The sequence below is a fragment of the Pseudomonas sp. 05N434 genome (genome assembly GCF_056396965.1).
In genome coordinates this window covers 1-19,656 of sequence record NZ_JBFTMK010000101.1, presented here as the reverse complement: position 1 = coordinate 19,656, position 19,656 = coordinate 1, and the positions used below count along the sequence as shown (strand labels likewise).

General features: G+C 58.8%; 16 protein-coding genes and 1 pseudogene. 7 read left to right on the top strand and 10 right to left on the bottom strand.

Annotation, left to right across the window (positions count from 1 at the left end):
- The 9 genes and pseudogenes from AC1DLB_RS09315 to AC1DLB_RS09275 form a co-directional block, all read right to left on the bottom strand.
- Positions 1-304 (bottom strand): annotated as a pseudogene (locus AC1DLB_RS09315) (peptide ABC transporter permease); the annotation flags it as partial.
- A 73-nt stretch (positions 305-377) separates the two neighbouring features.
- Positions 378-1,973: an ABC transporter substrate-binding protein gene (locus AC1DLB_RS09310; RefSeq protein WP_018929517.1), complete on the bottom strand. Its 1,596-nt coding sequence runs from the start codon at positions 1,971-1,973 to the stop codon at positions 378-380.
- Positions 1,974-2,050: 77 nt separating this feature from the next.
- Positions 2,051-3,484: an OprD family porin gene (locus AC1DLB_RS09305; RefSeq protein WP_477744039.1), complete on the bottom strand. Its 1,434-nt coding sequence runs from the start codon at positions 3,482-3,484 to the stop codon at positions 2,051-2,053.
- 172 nt (positions 3,485-3,656) lie between these two features.
- The gene (locus tag AC1DLB_RS09300; RefSeq protein ID WP_477784908.1) at positions 3,657-5,258 is read right to left on the bottom strand and encodes an ABC transporter substrate-binding protein; all 1,602 of its coding nucleotides are present in this window, start codon (positions 5,256-5,258) and stop codon (positions 3,657-3,659) included.
- A gap of 302 nt (positions 5,259-5,560) precedes the next feature.
- Positions 5,561-7,186 (bottom strand): ABC transporter substrate-binding protein, encoded by a 1,626-nt coding sequence (locus tag AC1DLB_RS09295; protein ID WP_477784907.1) that lies wholly within the window; start codon positions 7,184-7,186, stop codon positions 5,561-5,563.
- Between the two features lie 257 nt (positions 7,187-7,443).
- On the bottom strand, positions 7,444-9,054 hold the full coding sequence (locus AC1DLB_RS09290; protein ID WP_477784906.1) for an ABC transporter substrate-binding protein: 1,611 nt from the start codon (positions 9,052-9,054) through the stop codon (positions 7,444-7,446).
- A gap of 280 nt (positions 9,055-9,334) precedes the next feature.
- The gene (locus tag AC1DLB_RS09285) at positions 9,335-9,568 is read right to left on the bottom strand and encodes a hypothetical protein (protein WP_018929522.1); all 234 of its coding nucleotides are present in this window, start codon (positions 9,566-9,568) and stop codon (positions 9,335-9,337) included.
- Positions 9,569-9,572: 4 nt separating this feature from the next.
- A complete protein-coding gene (locus tag AC1DLB_RS09280) occupies positions 9,573-10,055 on the bottom strand; it encodes a hypothetical protein (RefSeq protein WP_019582420.1) in 483 nt (160 codons plus the stop codon).
- Between the two features lie 143 nt (positions 10,056-10,198).
- The gene (locus AC1DLB_RS09275; RefSeq protein WP_477784909.1) at positions 10,199-10,879 is read right to left on the bottom strand and encodes an SIMPL domain-containing protein; all 681 of its coding nucleotides are present in this window, start codon (positions 10,877-10,879) and stop codon (positions 10,199-10,201) included.
- Positions 10,880-11,091: 212 nt separating this feature from the next.
- On the opposite strand from AC1DLB_RS09275, the gene AC1DLB_RS09270 reads away from it, so the two are divergent.
- From AC1DLB_RS09270 to AC1DLB_RS09255, 4 genes are all read left to right on the top strand, one after another.
- Positions 11,092-12,354: an ATP-binding protein gene (locus AC1DLB_RS09270; protein WP_018929525.1), complete on the top strand. Its 1,263-nt coding sequence runs from the start codon at positions 11,092-11,094 to the stop codon at positions 12,352-12,354.
- Entirely contained in the window at positions 12,347-12,907 is a 561-nt protein-coding gene (locus tag AC1DLB_RS09265; RefSeq protein ID WP_007939714.1) for a response regulator transcription factor, read from the top strand. The genes AC1DLB_RS09270 and AC1DLB_RS09265 overlap by 8 nt, the downstream gene beginning before the upstream one ends.
- A gap of 96 nt (positions 12,908-13,003) precedes the next feature.
- The gene (locus AC1DLB_RS09260) at positions 13,004-14,731 is read left to right on the top strand and encodes an ABC transporter ATP-binding protein/permease (protein WP_477744037.1); all 1,728 of its coding nucleotides are present in this window, start codon (positions 13,004-13,006) and stop codon (positions 14,729-14,731) included.
- A gap of 165 nt (positions 14,732-14,896) precedes the next feature.
- Entirely contained in the window at positions 14,897-15,643 is a 747-nt protein-coding gene (locus tag AC1DLB_RS09255) for a FadR/GntR family transcriptional regulator (protein WP_018929528.1), read from the top strand.
- 70 nt (positions 15,644-15,713) lie between these two features.
- Here AC1DLB_RS09255 and AC1DLB_RS09250 read toward each other — a convergent pair whose 3' ends face one another.
- Positions 15,714-16,088, bottom strand: coding sequence for a hypothetical protein (locus AC1DLB_RS09250; RefSeq protein WP_477744036.1), 375 nt, complete (start codon positions 16,086-16,088; stop codon positions 15,714-15,716).
- A gap of 367 nt (positions 16,089-16,455) precedes the next feature.
- Here AC1DLB_RS09250 and kdgD point away from each other — a divergent pair, with 367 nt between their 5' ends.
- From kdgD to AC1DLB_RS09235, 3 genes are all read left to right on the top strand, one after another.
- The gene (kdgD, locus tag AC1DLB_RS09245; protein ID WP_477784905.1) at positions 16,456-17,367 is read left to right on the top strand and encodes a 5-dehydro-4-deoxyglucarate dehydratase; all 912 of its coding nucleotides are present in this window, start codon (positions 16,456-16,458) and stop codon (positions 17,365-17,367) included.
- A gap of 59 nt (positions 17,368-17,426) precedes the next feature.
- Positions 17,427-18,872: an aldehyde dehydrogenase family protein gene (locus AC1DLB_RS09240; protein WP_018929530.1), complete on the top strand. Its 1,446-nt coding sequence runs from the start codon at positions 17,427-17,429 to the stop codon at positions 18,870-18,872.
- Positions 18,873-18,972: 100 nt separating this feature from the next.
- A partial coding sequence (locus AC1DLB_RS09235) for an MFS transporter (RefSeq protein WP_477784904.1) occupies positions 18,973-19,656 on the top strand: 684 nt, incomplete at its 3' end.

Genomic DNA, 19,656 nt, shown 5'->3' with positions numbered 1-19,656 from the left:
GTTCCAGGGTCGCGGGGAATAGAGAGCTGAACTCGGTCCAGACGCTTTCACGGGTACGCAGGGATTCGCCGAGATCGCCGTGGGCCAGTTTGCCAATGTAATCCAGGTATTGGGCATACAGCGGTTTGTTCAGACCTAGGCGTTCCATTGCCTGAGCATGCATTTCGGGGTCGACCCGACGTTCGCCCATCATCACTTCCACGGGGTCGCCAGGAATCATGCGGATCAACGCGAAAGTCAACAAGGTGATGCCGAAGAACGTGGGGATCAGTAACCCCAATCGGCGGGCAATAAAACTAAACATCTTGTGTGGTACCTCATCAGCCGGTTAGGCATGCCCGGTATCGCTGGGGTCAGCGATGCCGGGCGTTTCTTATCTACTTCACCTGGGTGGTGGCGAAGTTGTTAGTGGTGAGGGGGCTAATGTGATAACCCTCTACGTTGGTGCGCATTGCAGTGAACATGCGGGTGTGCGCCATGCTGATCCATGGCTGGTCCTGATTGAAAACGTCCTGGGCCTGTTCGTAGAGCGCCGTGCGTTCAGCCGGGTTCACTTTGGCCCGTGCTTCGTCGATCAGCGCCTGGAACTTTTCATTGCACCAGCGAGCGTAGTTTTCGCCGTTCTTGGCGGCCTCACAACTGAGCATAGGCGTCAGGAAGTTATCCGGGTCGCCGTTATCGCCTGCCCAACCGGCGGACACCATATCGTGTTCGCCGTTCTTCGCGCGCTTGAGCATCTCGCCCCATTCCATGACACGAATATCGACCTTGATGCCGACCTTGGCCAGATCTGCCTGCATCATTTGTGCGCCGAGCATCGGATTAGGGTTGGTCGGGCCGCCGCCGTTACGGGTGAACAGGGTGAACACGGTGCCCTCCGGTACCCCGGCTTCCTTGAGCAGGGCACGAGCCTTGTCGAGGTCGCGAGGCGGGTTGGTCAGTTTATGGTTGTAGCCCAGCAGGGTGTCCGGGTACGGGTTGACCGCCACCGTCGCATTGCCTTTGCCGAACAGCGCGTTGACATAGGCCTCTTTGTCGAACGCGATGTCGATGGCTTTGCGCACCCGCACGTCGCTCATGTACTTGCGGGAGGTGTTCATGGCGACATAGGAGACGGTCATCGCGTTCAGTTCATCAACCTTCAGGTTGGTGTCTTTCTTGATGCTCGGGATGTCATCCGGTTTTGGATACAGCGCGATCTGGCACTCGTTGGCCTTGAGCTTTTGCAGGCGCACGTTGTTGTCGGTGGCAATCGCCAGGACCAGCGCATCAGCCGGTGGCTTGCCACGGAAGTAGTCCGGGTTGGCCTTGAAGCGCACCTGGGCGTCCTTGGCGTAACGCTGGAAGATGAACGGGCCGGTACCGACCGGTTTGTTGTTCAGGTCGCCGGTCTTGTTGGCCTTGAGCAGTTGATCGGCGTACTCGGCGGAGTAGATCGAGGAGAAGGCCATGGCAATGTCGGCCAGGAACGGCGCTTCGCGGCGGGTCAGGGTGAACTTGACCGTGTTGTCGTCGACTTTCTCTACGCTTTTGAGCAGTTCCTTGAAGCCCATGCTCTCAAAGTACGGGAAGCCCACGCTCGACAGCTTGTGCCATGGGTGATTCGGGTCCAGCTGACGCTGGAAGCTCCAGACCACGTCGTCGGCGTTCATGTCGCGGGTCGGCTTGAAGTAATCGGTGGTGTGAAACTTGACGCCTTTGCGCAGGTGGAACGTGTAGGTCAGGCCGTCTTCACTGATGTCCCAGGATTCGGCCAGCGCCGGAATCACTTCAGTGGTGCCGGGCTTGAAGTCCGCCAGGCGATTGAAGATGGTTTCGGCCACTGCGTCGGCTGTGACTGCAGTCGTGTACTGGGCCATATCGAAGCCTTCCGGGCTGGCTTCGGTACAGACCACCAAGGGTTTGGCCGAGACGCCAACAGCGACACTCAGCAATGCGGCAGCGATGGCCGCTCGTAGGGGAAGCATTTTCATCAAGAACCCTCTGCAATCGGTTGAACAGGAAAAAACCGGACGGCCGACTCGTCATGAGTCAGCCGTCGGCGTGCGTTTTACAAAATGTTGAACGGGATGGTGGTCACGAGACGGAACTCGTTGATGCTGCCATCCGCCTGGTTTTCGCTGGCACGGTGCGCGGTGTAGGTTGCGCGAACAGTGGTGGCCTTCAGCGGGCCGCTCTGCAGGGCGTAGGTCGCACCGATACCGTATTCGTAATGGGTTTCGCCATCCTGGGCCTGGATACCGTCGTAACCCTTGCCTGCTACGCCTTCATTGCCGGTGTAGTGAGTACCGTCGATGCCCCAGCCACGTGCCTGGTAGATGTTGAACTTCAGACCTGGCACGCCGTATTCGGCCATGTTCAGACCGTAGGCAATCTGGAAGGACTTCTCGTTCGGGCCGTTGAAGTCCGACAGCAGGGAGTTGGCCAGGTAGATGCCGTTGGTTTCGTGCAGGTAGTCGAAGTACTCGTTACCGTTCACTTCCTGGTAGGAGAAGGTCAGGCTGTGGGCCTGGTGGGTCAGGCCGAACGACAGGGAGTAGGTGTCGTTGTCGATTTTGCCTATGAGGGCTTTACCTTCTTCCTGGGTTTTGTAGTAGTTCAGGCTGGTGGTCAGGCTCAGGACCTGGCTGTCGCCCAGCACATGACTGGCGCCGAAGTAGTACTGGTTCCAGATGTCTTCGGCTTGGGTCGCCCAGAGGCTGGTGGTCAGGCTGGCGAATGGGGTGTAGGTGATACCGCCGGTGTAGATGTGATCGGTTTCAACGATGCCGTTGGCGTATTCGGTGCGGAATTTACGCTGGCTTTCTTCGGTACGCGGAGAGTTGCGATCGAAGGTGGCCAGGTCGAAAGCCAGGTTGTTCAGCTCTTCGCTGTGGATGGCCACACCTTCGAAGCTCGAAGGCAGCGCACGGTTACCGATGACATCGACCATYGGGCTGCTGAAGTTCATGCGGCCAGCGGTCAGGGTAGTGTTGGAGACACGGGCCTTGACGTTGGCCAGGCCCAGTTTGCTCCACTGGCCGACGGCGTCACCACCTTCTTCGGTCAGGGTACGGTTGTTGCCCGCGCCAGGACGGGTTCCCGGTGCGCCGCCGTTGTTGGACGCCAGATCCTTGCGATCACGATCCAGAGCGATGGCGTTGTAGGCCGCCACTTCGGTGCTGAAACCTACGGTGCCTTGAGTGAAGCCGGAGTTGTACTTGAGGATGGTGCCCTGAACCCAGTTGATACGACGATCAGTCGGGGTTGATACACCGTCTTTCTTGTAGCTGAACGTGCCGCCACGTTTCAGTTGCTCGTTGGCATACCAGTTACGCGTGCTACCGGTGATCGACTGCCCTTCGACGAAGCCAGTGGCTTCACTCTGAGCACTTTTCTCATTCACGGTAACCGGGGTGAACGCCTGGCTCTGGGACTCTGCGTAAGCCGTGGCGGTCACGCTGCTGATGGCCAAGGCCAATAACGCGGTGCTGCTCAGTTTCATGTGTGAAGCTCCTTTCTTTCTTTTTTTAATGCCGGTCTTTTTTGGTGATCCGGCTATTTGGTTTAGAACTCATTCAGGCTTCGCAAACGTTTGCTGCAGGCCGATTTGACGAATTACGGCAATACGCTTGCGTGAGGGCGGAATCCGCCCCCCAGCGTTTCTGGCTAATTGGTTATTGGTCGATACTGACGCCCGAGAACACGTTGCGACCGAAGGGGCTGACCTTGAATCCTTCGACTTTGGCGCTCAACGGCTGGTTGACCGTCGAGTGGGCGACCGGCGTGATCGGCACCTGCTGCTTGAGGTACTGCTGCGCCTGTTTGTAGAGCACGGTGCGCTGGTCGCGATCGGTGACGACCTTGGCCTGCTTGATCAGCTTGTCGTAGGTCGGATCACACCACATGGAGTAGTTATTGCCGCCAATGGCGTCGCAGCTGTACAGCGTACCGAGCCAGTTGTCCGGGTCGCCGTTGTCACCGGTCCAGCCGATCAGGCTGATGTCGTGCTCGCCGTTCTTGGTGCGCTTGATGTACTCGCCCCATTCGTAGCTGACGATCTTGACCTTGAGGCCGWTCTTCGCCCAGTCCGCCTGGAGCATTTCGGCCATCAGCTTGGCGTTGGGGTTGTACGGACGCTGGACCGGCATGGCCCAGAGGGTGATTTCGGTGCCTTCCTTCACGCCGGCGGCCTTGAGCAGTTCCTTGGCTCTTTCCGGGTTGTAGGTGGCGTCTTTTATGGTGTCGTCATAGGACCACTGGGTCGGTGGCATGGCATTGACCGCCAGTTGACCGGCGCCTTGATAGACGGCGTTGAGAATGCCTTGCTTGTTCACCGCCATGTCCAGCGCCTGGCGCACTTCGAGCTGGTCGAAAGGTTTGTGCCGGACGTTATAGGCGATGTAACCAAGGTTGAAGCCGGGTTTCTCGATCAGCTGCAGTTTCGGATCATTCTTCAGTGCGGTTACGTCGGCGGGGCGCGGGTGCAGGGTGATCTGGCATTCATTGGCCTTGAGCTTTTGCACGCGCACCGAGGCGTCGGTATTGATGGCGAAAATCAGGTTGTCGAGCTTGACCCGGCTCGGGTCCCAGTACTGCTTGTTGCCGCTGTAACGGATGTTGGAGTCTTTCTGGTAGCTCTTGAACACGAACGGCCCGGTGCCGATCGGCTTCTGGTTGATCTCGCTCGGCTTGCCGGCCGCCAGCAACTGGTCGGCGTATTCGGCCGAAAGGATGGCGGCGAAGCTCATGGCGATGTTCTGGATGAACGCGGCGTCGACGTTGTTGAGCGTCATCACCACGGTCAGCGGCCCGGTCTTTTCGACCTTGGCAATATTCTTGTTCAGGCTCATCCCGTTGAAATACGGGAACTCGGTCGGATAAGCCTTACGGAACGGGTGCTGCGGATCGAGCATGCGATTAAACGTGAACAGCACGTCGTCGGCGTTGAAATCGCGAGTCGGCGTGAAGTATTTGGTCGTGTGAAACTTCACCCCTTCACGCAGATGAAACGTGTATTTGAGGCCGTCCTCGGAAATATCCCAGCGGGTTGCCAGGCCTGGCACGACATTGGTGGCGCCTTTTTCAAACTCTGCCAAACGGTTGTACAGCGGCTCGGCGGCGTCGTTATCGGTCGCAGTGGTGTACTGCGCGGTGTCGAAACCGGCGGGGCTGCCTTCGGAGCAGAACACCAGGCTGTTATTGGCGGCCTGGCTGATGGAAGTGGCGGCCAGCAGGCCGGTGCCCAGCAATGCGGATAAAACCAAGGAATGGCGCATGACGCTCCCTCTTTTTGTAGTGTTATTCAATGCGCCGCGATCCCGTCCGGGGACGTTGTGGCGGCATTGAGCTCAAACCAATACGGGCAGCAAACCGATAGCCCACACAGTCACTGGTCAGAACCCGACGGTAGGTGCCGTGGGTCTGGCAGTAAATGCGCTGAGTCCTAAAGACTCGTAGGAAAAGGCAACGCGTCCTAACCCCTGGCTGCGTCAGACAGCGGATTTGGATGTAGGCAAATTCCTAACTTCTCGGCAGAAAAAAGCAGCGGCGACACTGAAAACGTCGCCGCTGCCTTTTCTTATTTGCTGACGCTGACGCCGTAGAAGGAGTTCAAGCCAAATGGGCTGATCTTGAAGTCCTGCACGTTGGCGCGCATGGGTTGGAACACCGTCGAGTGAGCGATAGGTGTCATTGGAACAGCATCTTTGAGGACGTGTTGCGCCTGTTTGTACAGTTCGGTGCGCTTGGCCTGATCGGTGGTGCGTTTGGCTTCCTTGACGAGGCCGTCGAATTTCTTGTCGCACCATTTGGAGAAGTTGTTGCCACTCAGCGAGTCGCAGCCGAACAGCACGTTGAGCCAGTTGTCCGGATCACCATTGTCGCCGCTCCAGCCGATGATCATCGCCTGGTTCTCGCCGCCTTTGGAGCGCTTGATGTACTCGCCCCATTCGTAGCTGGTGATCTTCACGTTCAGGCCGATCTTCTTCCAGTCGGACTGCAGCATTTCAGCCATCAGCTTGGCGTTCGGGTTGTACGGACGCTGTACCGGCATCGCCCACAGAACGATTTCGGTGCCTTCCTTGACGCCGGCTTCCTTGAGCAGCTGCTTGGCTTTCTCAGGATCGTACTTGGCATCCTTGATGGTGGTGTCGTRGGACCATTGGGTCGGCGGCATGGCGTTGACGGCCAGTTGGCCTGCGCCCTGATAAACCGAGTCGATGATCTGCGGCTTGTTGACGGCCATGTCCAGCGCCTGACGAACGCGCAGGTCGGCCAGCGGGTTCGGCTCGTTGCTGCCCTTGACCTTGTCCATCACGTTATAGGCGATGTAGCCCAGGTTGAAACCAGCCTGCTCAGGCATCTTCAAAGTTTTATCTTCTTTGAGCGCCTTCAGGTCGGCTGGACGCGGGAACAGAGTGATCTGGCACTCGTTCTTCTTCAGCTTCTGGATGCGTACCGACGGGTCGGTGGTGATGGCGAAGATCAGGTTGTCGATCTTCACGTCATCAGGCTTCCAGTAGTCCTTGTTCCCGGTGTAGCGGATGTTGGAGTCTTTCTGGTAGCTCTTGAACACGAACGGGCCGGTGCCGATCGGTTTCTGGTTGATGTCGGCAGCCTTGCCTTCCTTGAGCAGCTGGGCAGCGTACTCGGCGGACTGGATCGAGGCGAAGCTCATGGCCATGTTCTGGATGAACGCGGCGTCTACGTCTTTGAGGGTGAACTTGACGGTGTGGTCGTCGACTTTATCGATCTTGGTGATGTTGGTATCCATCCCCATGTCGGTGAAGTACGGGAATTCGGTCGGGTACGCCTTACGGAACGGGTCATCCTTGTTAATCATGCGATTGAAGGTGAACAGCACGTCGTCGGCGTTGAACTCACGCGTCGGCTTGAAATACGGGGTGGTGTGGAACTTGACGCCTTCACGCAGGTGGAAAGTGTAAGTCAGGCCGTCACTGGAAATGTCCCACTTGGTCGCCAGGCCAGGAATCACGGCGGTGCCGCCGCGCTCGAACTGGGTCAGGCGGTTGAACATGGTTTCTGCAGAGGCGTCGAAGTCGGTTCCGGTGGTGTATTGACCTGGGTCGAAACCGGCCGGGCTTCCTTCGGAGCAGAACACCAGGTTAGACGCCGCTTGGGCGAAAGGTGCACTGGCTAACAGGCTTGCGCCGACTAAAAACGGAATGACCGCGTGTTTAAGCATGGTGGCCTCATGATTTGTTGTCATTTTTGGATTAGAGGACGACCTCGTGAGTCGACCTGCGGATACTTATGCAGGGGCCGTACCCAATGCAAGATCCGGAATGGCCACAAGTCCTAAAGAGTGGCACGAACGTACCTTAATGTCGCATATGTGTAAAAACTGATGTATTTGACCGTTTGCGCAGGTTTTTTACGGTGCAAGTCGTGCACCGATAAGGGGCGACCGGGGCGGTTGACGCACCCGGTTGGAGCCTGGTGTTACTTATTTATACCCACGCCATAGAACGGTGTGAGGCCAAACGGACTGATCTTGAAGTCGGTGACTTCCTTGCGCAGTGGCTGGAACACCGTCGAGTTGGCAATGGGTGTGATAGGTACTTGTTGTTTAAGGATTTGCTGGGCCTGTTGGTACAGTTTGACCCGCTGTTGTTTGTCCGTGGACACCTTGGCTTGCTGCACCAGTTTGTCGTAGACCGGGTCACACCATTTGGCGTAGTTGCTACCTTTCACCGCAGCGCAGCTGTAGAGCACGCCGAGCCAGTTATCCGGGTCACCGTTGTCGCCGGTCCAGCCGTAGATCATTGCGTCATGCTCACCGTTCTTGGCGCGCTTGATGTATTCGCCCCATTCATAGCTGACGATGTTGGCCTTGATCCCGACTTTCTCCCAATCCTGCTGGATCATCTGTGCCGACATCCGCGCATTGGGGTTGGAGGCGCGCTGCACGGTCATGGCCCACAGATTAATTGTGGTGCCGGGAGCAACTCCCGCTTCTTTCAGTAGCGCGCGGGCTTTGGTCGGGTCGTGCGGGGCGTCCTTGATGCTCGGGTCATACGACCATTGCGCCGGTGGCAAGGCGTTTTGCGCCAGTTGCCCGGCACTCTGGTAGACAGCCTTGATGATCGCCGGCTTGTYGAYGGCCATGTCCAGCGCCTGACGCACCTTGAGYTGGTCCAGCGGTGGGTGGGTCACGTTGTAGGCAAGGAAGCCGAGGTTGAAACCGGCTTGCTTGAGCACCCTCAGATTCGGGTCTTGCTCCATCACTTCGATGTCTGCCGGGCGTGGGTAGCCGCTGACCTGGCACTCGCCGGCCTTGAGTTTTTGCAAGCGCACGGCGGCGTCCGGGGTGATCGAGAAAATCAGGTTGTCGAGTTTCACGTCCTCGGGTTTCCAGTAGGCCTTGTTGGCGGCGTAGCGGATTTGCGAGTCCTTTTGGTAGCGCTTGAACACGAACGGGCCGGTACCGACGGGTTTCTGGTTGAGGTCGGCGGCTTTGCCTTCCTTTAACAGTTGGGCGGCGTATTCGGCGGATTGCACCGAGGCGAAGCTCATGGCGAGGTTTTGCACGAACGCGGCGTCGACGTTGTTCAGGCTGAAGCGCACGGTGTGGTCGTCGATCTTGTCGATGCTTTTGATCGTGGTGTTCAGGCCCATGTCGGTGAAGTACGGCGACTCGGCGGGGTAGGCCTTGCGGAAGGCGTTGTCCGGGTCGAGCAGGCGCTGGAAGGTGAACAGCACGTCGTCGGCGTTGAAGTCGCGGGTGGGGGTGAAGTAGTCGGTGGTGTGGAATTTCACGCCGTCGCGCAGGTGGAAGGTGTAGGTGAGGCCGTCCTCGGATACGTCCCATTTTGTTGCCAGGCCGGGTTCGATTTCGGTGCCGCCGCGTTTGAATTGGGTGAGGCGGTTGAAGACGGTTTCGGCCGAGGCATCGAAGTCGGTGCCGCTGGTGTATTGGCTGGGGTCGAATCCGGCAGGGCTGGCTTCGGAGCAGTAGACCAGGGTGGTGGCGGCTTGGGCGGCTTGTGCGAGTGATGCGGTTGTGGCGAGGGCGAGTGCGAGCAGAAGTGGTTTGACGGTGGTTCTTTCCATGGAGTCCCCGGGATTTGAGCAGCGATATTTTCCTGAGAGTAGCGTTGTTGGCGGGGAGGGCGGAAATATCGTTTTTTGAGGGGGACCCCTCTATCCGGGCATAGTCTGCCGGTCTTTGCGTTGATGGCGGACTGTAGGAGCTGCCGAAGGCTGTGATCTTTTGATCTTGAAAATCAACGTCAAAAGATCGCAGCCTTCGGCAGCTCCTACGCAAAGCGGTGTCAGGCGGGCGTTGTGGGTGAAGTTAATCCGTTTCACGTTGCTTGAATGAGCGCGTGGCTCACGCCGTATACCGGGCCCGACTAAAAAACAGCGCAGCCCCGAGGGCGATAGCATTGGTTGAAACGATGCCCAGATCGAAGCCGGCGATGAAAGGCGGCAGCATAAAAATACTCGAAAACCCCAGAGCGAACAGGGTGATGCCCAGCCATTTTCTGAGGCCATAGGATTTCAGATAGAAGAACAACAGCAGGAATACTGCATAAGCCACGGCGTACAGGCCATATTCGTTCATGATCTCACCCGCCTTGAGTCTTGATGATCATGGACGATCCTGAGTGCTGAGGGCCTATGCCACCGCTGACCTGTGCATCCAGGCTGACGATGACATCGCCGGCGTGATAAGTCGGCAATTTGCTCAGCGTGAACTCGCGGACTGCCCATCCCACCGGGATGGCCGCACCGGGCATGAATTTACCTGCCGCTGCCCCGAAAACACCACTGGTGAGGTTGGCGATACTTGTTCGTTGAGCATTGAGTAAATCCCCCTGTTGCCGGGTCAGGGGTTTGGAGATCCCGACCATCATTTGGCAAGGCAAATCCTTGGCGAGCATTTTGTCATAGAGCTCTACCACCAGATTGCTCACTTCATAGTGGGCGGCTTTCGCTTCACCAAAATGCAGTGTTCTGAGGCTACCCCGTTCACCGGCTGACAGGGTGAAGCGCGATACGTTGAAGACAATTCCATGGTTGCCGGAAAACTGATCCCTTTCAAACTTCAATGCTCGCGTCCTTATCGAGTCTGGAAAGGCAGGGAGTTTCTCTTAGCTCCTGGGCTTTCGCAAATGCAAAATCAAAAGCAGCTGAGGCGGCCTGTTTACTCGCGTGTACACCGCCCTGCCGTTTTCGTGTCCGGGTTATCGCATCAAGGCATCAACACTTCAATCGCCCCATCCGCTGTCATGCTGACCTGGCTGGTGCCGGCTTCAACTTCTGGCGTCACCGGTGCCGAATCCATGCCGGCGGCTTTCATCATCATCGGCCCGCGCATGTACGGTTGTGGATAGCCGTTGCTGTTGAGGTTCAGGTTGACGATTTTGTAGCTCTTGCCGCCCAGGGCGTCGGTGGCCAGTTGGGCGCGGGCCTTGAAGGCGGTCACAGCTTCTTTGAGCAGGGCGTCTTCGCTGGCTTTGCGGGTTGGCGTTGCGATGGCGAAGTCCATGCCGCCCATTTTCAGGTCGGTGAGCAATTCGCCGGTGAGTTTGGACAGGGCGGCGAAGTCCGAGCTTTCCAGGCGCAGTTCGGCGCGTTCGCGCCAGCCGGTGATTTTCTGGCCTTTGGTGTCGTAGATCGGGTAGCTGTTGCGGCTGCCTTGGCGCAGGGTGATGTCCTTGACCTGTTTGGCCTGGGCCAGCGCCTTGTTCATGGTAGTGCTGACGTCGGCGGCGAGTTTGGCCGGGTCGGTGTTTTGTTCTTCGGTGTAGAGGGTCACGATCATCAGGTCGCGGGCCACTTCCTGGCTGACTTCGGCGCGCAGGGAGATCTGGTTGTAATGCAACTCGTCGCTTGCTCCCGCTCGGCTGCGAAGCAGTCGCAAAGTCGGTATGCGTGGTTTGCCAGTTTCACCCGGTTGAATGGTTGGGGTCCGCTTCGCAGGCCGACGTGAGCAAGCTCCCTCGCCACAGGGGCTCATCGGCGAAGCATTCACTTATAAATCCATGAGCCGCAACTGTGGTCGTTTGCCGCACTTTCGCCTCTCAGGCCCGCGGCTTGGTTATACTCCGTGCGATCCGCCTGGAGCGCTCATCAGGAGAGCTCATGCTCGCCCCCGTACAATTGACTTCCGCCACTCGCCAGAACCTCTGGCGGCTGACTTTCATCCGGATTCTGGTGCTCGCCGCCCAGGCCGGCTCCGTAGGCCTGGCCTACTGGCTCCAGCTGCTGCCGTTGCCGTGGGTGCCGCTGGCGATGACCCTGGGCTGTTCGACGCTGTTGTGTGTGTTCACCGCCGTGCGCCTGCGCACTTCGTGGCCGGTTACCGAGCTTGAATACGCCCTGCAACTGGCCTGCGACCTGTTTATCCACAGCGCCTTGTTGTATTTTTCCGGTGGTTCGACCAACCCGTTCGTCTCTTATTACCTGGTGCCGCTGACCATCGCCGCCGTGACGCTGCCGTGGCGCTATTCGGTGATTCTGTCGGGTATCGCCCTGGCGCTGTATACGTTGCTGCTGGCGCGGTTCTACCCGCTGGAAACCTTCCCCATCGCCCGGGAAAACCTGCAGATCTACGGCATGTGGYTGAGTTTTGCCTTGGCCGCCGCCGTCATCACCTTCTTTGCTGCACGCATGGCTGAAGAGCTGCGTCGGCAGGAAGAGCTGCGTGCGATCCGTCGCGAGGAAGGCCTGCGCGATCAGCAATTGCTGGCCGTCGCGACTCAGGCTGCCGGTGCCGCCCATGAACTGGGCACGCCGCTGGCGACCATGAGCGTGTTGCTCAAAGAGATGCAGCAGGATCACCCCGACCCGATGTTGCAGGACGATTTGAAGGTTTTGCAGGATCAGGTCAAGTTGTGCAAGGAAACCTTGCAGCAACTGGTGCGCGCCGCCGAGGCCAACCGTCGTATGGCGGTGGAGATGCAGGATGTCACCGACTGGCTCGACGAAGCGCTCAACCGCTGGCACCTGATGCGTCCTGAGGCCAGTTATCGCTTCCAGCGTCTGGGCCAGGGCACGGTGCCGCGCATGGCGCCGCCGCCGGATTTGACTCAAGCGCTGTTGAACCTGCTGAACAACGCCGCCGATGCCTGCCCTGAAGGCTTGCAAGTGACCCTGGACTGGACCGTCGAAGACTTGACCATCAGCATTCGCGACCATGGTGCCGGTGTACCGCTGGCTATCGCCGAGCAGATCGGCAAACCGTTTTTTACCACCAAGGGCAAAGGTTTCGGCCTGGGCCTGTTTTTGAGCAAGGCCAGCGTGACACGCGCCGGCGGCTCAGTGAAACTCTACAGTCATGAGGAAGGCGGCACGCTCACCGAGCTGCGCCTGCCCCGTGTCGCCCGAGGAGACGAACATGAGTGACGAGATCCAAGTTGAAGGCGAAGAACTGCCGCATTTGCTGCTGGTAGACGACGATGCAACCTTCACCCGCGTGATGGCCCGCGCCATGGCCCGCCGTGGTTTTCGCGTCAGCACCGCAGGTTCCGCCGAAGAGGGCCTGACCATCGCCCAGGCCGATATCCCTGATTACGCCGCGCTGGACCTGAAAATGGACGGCGATTCAGGCCTGGTGTTGCTGCCCAAGCTGCTCGAACTCGACCCGGACATGCGCGTGGTGATCCTCACCGGTTACTCGAGCATTGCCACCGCCGTCGAGGCAATCAAGCGCGGCGCCTGCAATTACCTGTGCAAACCGGCGGATGCCGATGACGTGCTGGCCGCGCTGCTCTCCGAGCACGCCGACCTCGACAGCCTGGTGCCGGAAAACCCGATGTCCGTGGACCGTCTCCAGTGGGAGCACATCCAGCGCGTCCTGACCGAGCACGAAGGCAACATCTCCGCCACCGCCCGTGCCCTGGGCATGCACCGCCGCACGCTGCAGCGCAAACTGCAGAAGCGTCCGGTCCGTCGCTGAACGAGCGCTGAACGGTTATCGCCAGCTCTCGCGATCACACGAGCCGATCATCTATGATCGGTTCGTGTGTGTTCTTTTCTTTATCGAGCCTTATCCATGAATCAGAACGCTGAATATTCCGCGGTCAACGATGCTGTGCGCGGGCAGTTTTTTCGCAAAGTGTGGGCGATGACCACGCCTTACTGGCGCAGCGAAGAGAAGGGCAAGGCCTGGACGCTGTTGATCGCTGTGATTGCGCTGTCATTGTTCAGCGTGGCGATTTCGGTGTGGATCAACAGTTGGTACAAAGACTTCTATAACGCCCTGCAAAAGAAGGACGAAGCAGCCTTCTGGCAGCTGATTCTGTATTTCTGCGGCATCGCCGCCGTGGCGATTCTTGGCGCGGTGTATCGGCTTTATCTGACTCAGATGCTGACCATTCGCTGGCGAGCCTGGCTCACCGAAAAGCACTTCGCCCGCTGGCTAGGCAGCAAGAATTACTATCAGCTGGAGCAGGGCGGTTACACCGATAACCCGGACCAGCGGATTTCCGAAGACCTCAATAAGTTCACCACCAACACCTTGGGCCTGGGCCTTGGGCTGATACGGAACATCGTCAGCCTGGTGTCGTTTTCGATCATTTTGTGGGGCGTGTCGGGCAGCATCGAAGTGTTTGGCTTCACGATCCCCGGCTACATGTTCTGGTGCGCACTGGTTTACGCCGCCGTCGGCAGCTGGCTGACGCATGTGATCGGTCGTCGCTTGATCAGCCTCAACAACAACCAGCAACGTTTCGAAGCCGACTTGCGTTTCTCCATGGTGCGGGTCCGCGAAAATGCGGAGAGCATTGCGCTGTACAACGGCGAACCCAACGAGAACCGTCGTCTGAGCAGTCGCTTCGGCCTGGTTTGGCACAACTTCTGGGACATCATGAAAGTGTCCAAGCGCCTGACTTTCTTCACCGCCGGCTATGCCCAGATTGCAATCATCTTTCCATTCATGGTCGCTGCGCCGCGTTACTTCGCCGGCAAGATCGAACTTGGTGAGCTGATGCAAATCAACTCCGCGTTCGGCAATGTGCAGGAGAACTTCAGCTGGTTCATCAGCGCGTACCAGGACCTTGCCGAGTGGCGCGCCACCTGTGATCGTCTGCTGAGTTTCCGTCAGGCCATGACCGACAACGAAGAGCGCGCGCCGGCCATCGACGTGCAGAATCAGGGTTCGGCACTACGGGTGCATAACCTTGGTCTTGACCTCGCTGACGGTCGTCATTTGCTGACCAATGCCGACATGACCGTGGAGGAGGGCGAGCGCGTCATGCTGAGCGGTCGTTCCGGCAGCGGCAAGTCGACCTTGCTGCGAGCGATGGGGCACCTTTGGCCAGCCGGCCACGGCAGCATTCGCCTGCCGACGGCGCGTTATCTGTTCCTGCCGCAAAAACCCTATCTGCCGATTGGCAGCCTGCGCGAGGCGTTGAGTTATCCACAGCCGGGCGACACCTACCCGCACGAGCGCTACGTCCACGTGCTGGAAACCTGCCGCTTACCGCACCTGGTTTCGCGTCTGGATGAAGCCAATCACTGGCAGCGCATGCTTTCGCCGGGTGAGCAGCAACGTCTGGCCTTCGCCCGTGCGCTGCTGTATGCGCCGCAATGGCTGTACATGGACGAAGCCACCTCGGCGATGGACGAAGAGGATGAAGCGTCGTTGTATCAGGCGTTGATCGATGAATTGCCGGGGCTGAGCATTGTCAGCGTCGGCCATCGCAGCAGCCTGAAACGTTTCCATCCACGGCATGTGCGCATCGAGAATGGTCACCTGGTGGACCAGGCCGTGACCGCCTGAACCTGTGGGAGTGTGGCATGCCCGCGATGAACGATAACGCGGTTCGTCAGGAAACCGCGTCAAGGCCATCGCGGGCATGCCACGCTCCCACAGGTCAACGGTGATCGTACAACCCGCATGCGCTATGATGCGGTTTCAGCCGTTTTTTCGAGACAGATGTTCACCATGGAAAACCCGATCGACGCACCTCGCCTCCCTCGCAAGCGCCGCAGCCTCGCACAGGAGTTGGTCACGGTGTTGTCCGAGCAGATCCGCGACGGTCAGCTCAAGCGTGGCGACAAGTTGCCCACCGAGTCGGCGATCATGAATGCCCATGGCGTCAGCCGCACCGTGGTGCGTGAAGCGATCTCCCGTTTGCAGGCCGCAGGACAAGTGGAAACCCGTCACGGCATCGGCACCTTCGTGCTCGACACCCCGAGCCCGAGCGGTTTTCGCATCGACCCGGCGACCGTGGTGACCTTGCGCGATGTATTGGCGATTCTGGAACTGCGCATCAGCCTGGAAGTGGAGTCCGCCGGCCTTGCCGCGCAACGTCGCAGCCCGGAGCAGTTAGCGGCGATGCGTGAGGCGCTGGACGCCTTAAACGAAAGTGCCGCCCACGCCGGCGATGCCGTGGCGTCGGACTTCCAGTTCCACCTGCAAATCGCCCTGGCCACCGGCAACCGCTACTTCACCGACATCATGACCCACCTGGGCACCAGCATCATTCCGCGCACACGCCTCAACTCCGCGCGCCTGGCCCATGACGACCAGCAGCATTACATGAGTCGCCTGAGCCGTGAACACGAAGAGATTTACGATGCGATTGCCCGGCAGGATTCCGATGCAGCGCGGGCAGCTATGCGTTTGCATTTGACGAATAGCCGTGAGCGGCTGCGCCAGGCCCATGAAGAGGCGCAGGCGCAGGGTTGAACAGTGCATGGCAGGAAATCGTTCTACACAAAAAAGCGCCTGACCGGTAAACGATCAGGCGCGATGAGGGTCAGGCTTCGATAAACAGTATCAGGGGCTCAGAACACGGCTCCAGACTCGACTCATCCGCGAATTTGTAGCGCAATTGCACTTCTGTGTTCAGGTACTTTTCCAGTTCTGTTTTGGGGATTCGCAGTTCAATTCCCGTCAGTTTTACCATGTCGTCGCAGGCGTCGTCCCAGACGCCGGTAGGCTCTGCGAGGCCCTCCCAGTCAGGCTCTTCCGTATTTGTGCCGAGGATCGGGTAGACATCCCAGTTCGGCGGAATATCGTTCGGGTCCGGCACGCGGACGATCAAGTCTTCACTTAGGGGCGATAGCTGGATGGTTGCCCGATCGGCTGAGTGCTCCGGGAACTGCGGAAGGTGTGCAATAGCAAAAGTCATGTTGAATCGCTCTCCTTGAAAGATCTGCCGCGATCCTTCGCGGCAGTCGTCGCACTTTACCGGGCGCATCGGTGATCTGCCGAACCCGATCATGACCAGGCATTTCAAGGTTCAACACTGCGCGCAGGCAATGATCCTGGGGCGTTGAGTGAAAAATCCCCGAGGGTACTCTTCCGACAACGTATCTCCCTCCTAAGCTTGAAAGGCGCCGCTTTCACCCCTTTAAACAACAATGTTGTCTGACAAAAATACCCACCCAGTGATGAAATGCAGTTGACGGTTGTATTTTAAGTTGTACGATGACCTACAACTTCGGCGAAGGCTGAACGGTTTTCTCACACAACGTTGCTACCAGGGTGTTCGAATAATGAATCCACAAGAACTGAAGTCCATCCTCTCTTCCGGCTTGCTGTCGTTCCCGGTCACCGACTTCAATGCCCAGGGCGACTTCCATCGCGCGGGCTACATCAAGCGTCTCGAGTGGCTGGCCCCATACGGCGCCTCGGCGTTRTTCGCCGCAGGCGGTACCGGTGAGTTCTTCTCTCTGGCGGCCAGCGAATATTCGGAAATCATCAAGACTGCGGTCGACACCTGCGCCAGCAGCGTGCCAATCCTCGCCGGTGTCGGTGGTTCGACCCGCCAGGCTATCGAATACGCTCAGGAAGCCGAGCGCCTGGGGGCCAAAGGCCTGTTGCTGCTGCCGCACTACCTGACCGAAGCCAGCCAGGACGGCGTTGCCGCGCACGTTGAAGCCGTGTGCAAATCGGTAAAAATCGGCGTGGTGGTTTACAACCGCAATGTCTGCCGCCTGACCGCGCCGCTGCTGGAACGACTGGCCGAGCGCTGCCCGAACCTGATCGGCTACAAGGATGGCCTGGGCGATATCGAGCTGATGGTGTCGATCCGTCGCCGTCTCGGCGATCGTTTCAGCTACTTGGGCGGCTTGCCGACTGCTGAAGTCTACGCCGCGGCCTACAAGGCTTTGGGCGTACCGGTTTATTCCTCGGCGGTGTTCAACTTCATCCCGAAAACCGCGATGGATTTCTACCACGCCATCGCTCGCGAAGATCACGCCACCGTCGGCAAGATCATCGATGACTTCTTCCTGCCGTACCTGGATATCCGCAACCGCAAGRCCGGTTACGCGGTGAGCATCGTCAAGGCCGGGGCAAAAATCGCCGGCTATGACGCAGGCCCGGTGCGTGCACCGCTGACCGATCTGACGGGCGAAGAGTACGAAATGCTCGCCGCGCTGATCGACAAGCAGGGCGCGCAGTAACACTCGATAAAACCAGGGCCGCTGAGCGATCAGCGGCTTTTTGCGTGAGGAGATTTGTTGTGGCAGATGCAAAGCGTTTTGATAACTACATCAACGGTGAATGGGTGACGGGCAGTGATTACTGCGCCAACATCAACCCGTCCGAGCTGAGCGATACCCTCGGCGACTATGCCAAGGCTGATCTGGCGCAGGTCCACGCCGCCATCGACGCCGCCCGCGCCGCGTTCCCGGCATGGTCCACTTCCGGTATTCAGGCTCGGCACGATGCGCTGGATAAAGTCGGCAGCGAGATCCTCGCCCGTCGCGAAGAGCTCGGCACGTTGCTGGCCCGGGAAGAGGGCAAGACCCTGCCCGAAGCCATCGGCGAAGTGACCCGCGCCGGCAACATCTTCAAGTTCTTCGCCGGTGAATGCCTGCGTCTGTCCGGTGACTACGTGCCGTCGGTGCGTCCGGGCGTCAATGTCGAAGTCACTCGCGAAGCGCTGGGCGTGGTCGGCCTGATCACGCCATGGAACTTCCCGATCGCGATCCCGGCGTGGAAAATCGCTCCGGCTTTGGCTTACGGCAACTGCGTGGTGCTGAAACCTGCCGATCTGGTGCCGGGCTGTGCCTGGGCGCTGGCGGAAATCATCTCCCGCGCCGGTTTCCCGGCCGGCGTGTTCAACCTGGTGATGGGCAGCGGGCGAGTAGTCGGCGAGGCGCTGGTCAACAGCCCGAAAGTCGATGGCATCAGCTTCACCGGTTCGGTCGGCGTGGGCCGGCAGATCGCGGTCAATTGCGTGTCGCGCCAGGCCAAGGTGCAGCTGGAGATGGGCGGCAAGAACCCGCAGATCATTCTCGACGATGCCGACCTCAAGCAAGCGGTCGAACTGTCGGTGCAGAGCGCGTTCTACTCCACCGGCCAGCGTTGCACCGCGTCGAGCCGTCTCATCGTCACCGCCGGGATTCACGACAAATTCGTCGAAGCCATGGCTGAGCGCATGAAGTCGATCAAGGTCGGTCATGCGTTGAAGTCCGGCACCGACATCGGCCCTGTGGTCTCGCAAGCGCAGTTGGAACAGGACCTGAAGTACATCGACATCGGCCAGTCCGAAGGTGCGCGTCTGGTCAGCGGCGGTGGTCTGGTGACGTGCGACACCGAGGGTTACTTCCTCGCCCCGACGCTGTTTGCCGACAGCGAAGCTGCGATGCGCATCAGCCGCGAAGAGATCTTCGGCCCGGTGGCCAACATCGTTCGCGTAGCGGATTACGACGCTGCACTGGAAATGGCCAACGACACCGAGTTCGGCCTGTCGGCGGGTATCGCCACTACGTCGCTGAAGTACGCCAACCACTTCAAGCGCCATTCCCAGGCCGGGATGGTGATGGTCAACCTGCCGACCGCCGGTGTGGATTACCACGTTCCGTTCGGTGGGCGTAAAGGTTCATCCTATGGTTCACGTGAGCAAGGTCGCTATGCGCAAGAGTTCTACACGGTCGTAAAAACTGCCTACATCGGTTCCTGATACGCCGCAATACCTGTAGGCGCCGGCTCCCACAAAAGCCGGCGCCTACAAATAAATCGTTATTACCCGCATAAAAATAATCAGTGGGAGTACATCTACAATGCAATCGACCAAGCCGACTCACGTCCGCTATTTGATTTTGCTCATGCTGTTTCTGGTGACCACGATCAACTACGCCGACCGGGCGACCATCGCGATCGCCGGCTCCAGCCTGCAAAAAGACCTMGGCATCGACGCGGTCACTCTCGGTTATATCTTCTCCGCATTCGGTTGGGCCTACGTGGCCGGGCAAATTCCCGGTGGCTGGTTGCTGGACCGGTTCGGTTCGAAAAAAGTCTATGCCCTGAGCATCTTTACCTGGTCGCTGTTCACCGTACTGCAAGGCTATGTCGGTGAGTTCGGGCTTTCCACCGCCGTCGTCGCGCTGTTCATGCTGCGCTTTCTGGTGGGCCTGGCCGAAGCGCCATCCTTCCCCGGCAACGCACGCATCGTAGCGGCGTGGTTCCCGACCGCAGAACGCGGCACCGCCTCGGCGATCTTCAACTCGGCGCAATACTTCGCCACCGTACTGTTTGCGCCGCTGATGGGCTGGATCGTCTACAGCTTCGGCTGGCAGCACGTGTTCATCGTCATGGGCGTGATCGGCATCATCTTCTCGGGGATCTGGCTGAAAGTTATCCACAGTCCGCGCCAGCACCCGATGATCAACGACGCCGAGTTCAAGCACATCGCCGACAACGGCGGCATGGTCGACATGGACCAGGACAAAGGTAAAGGCAAAAAG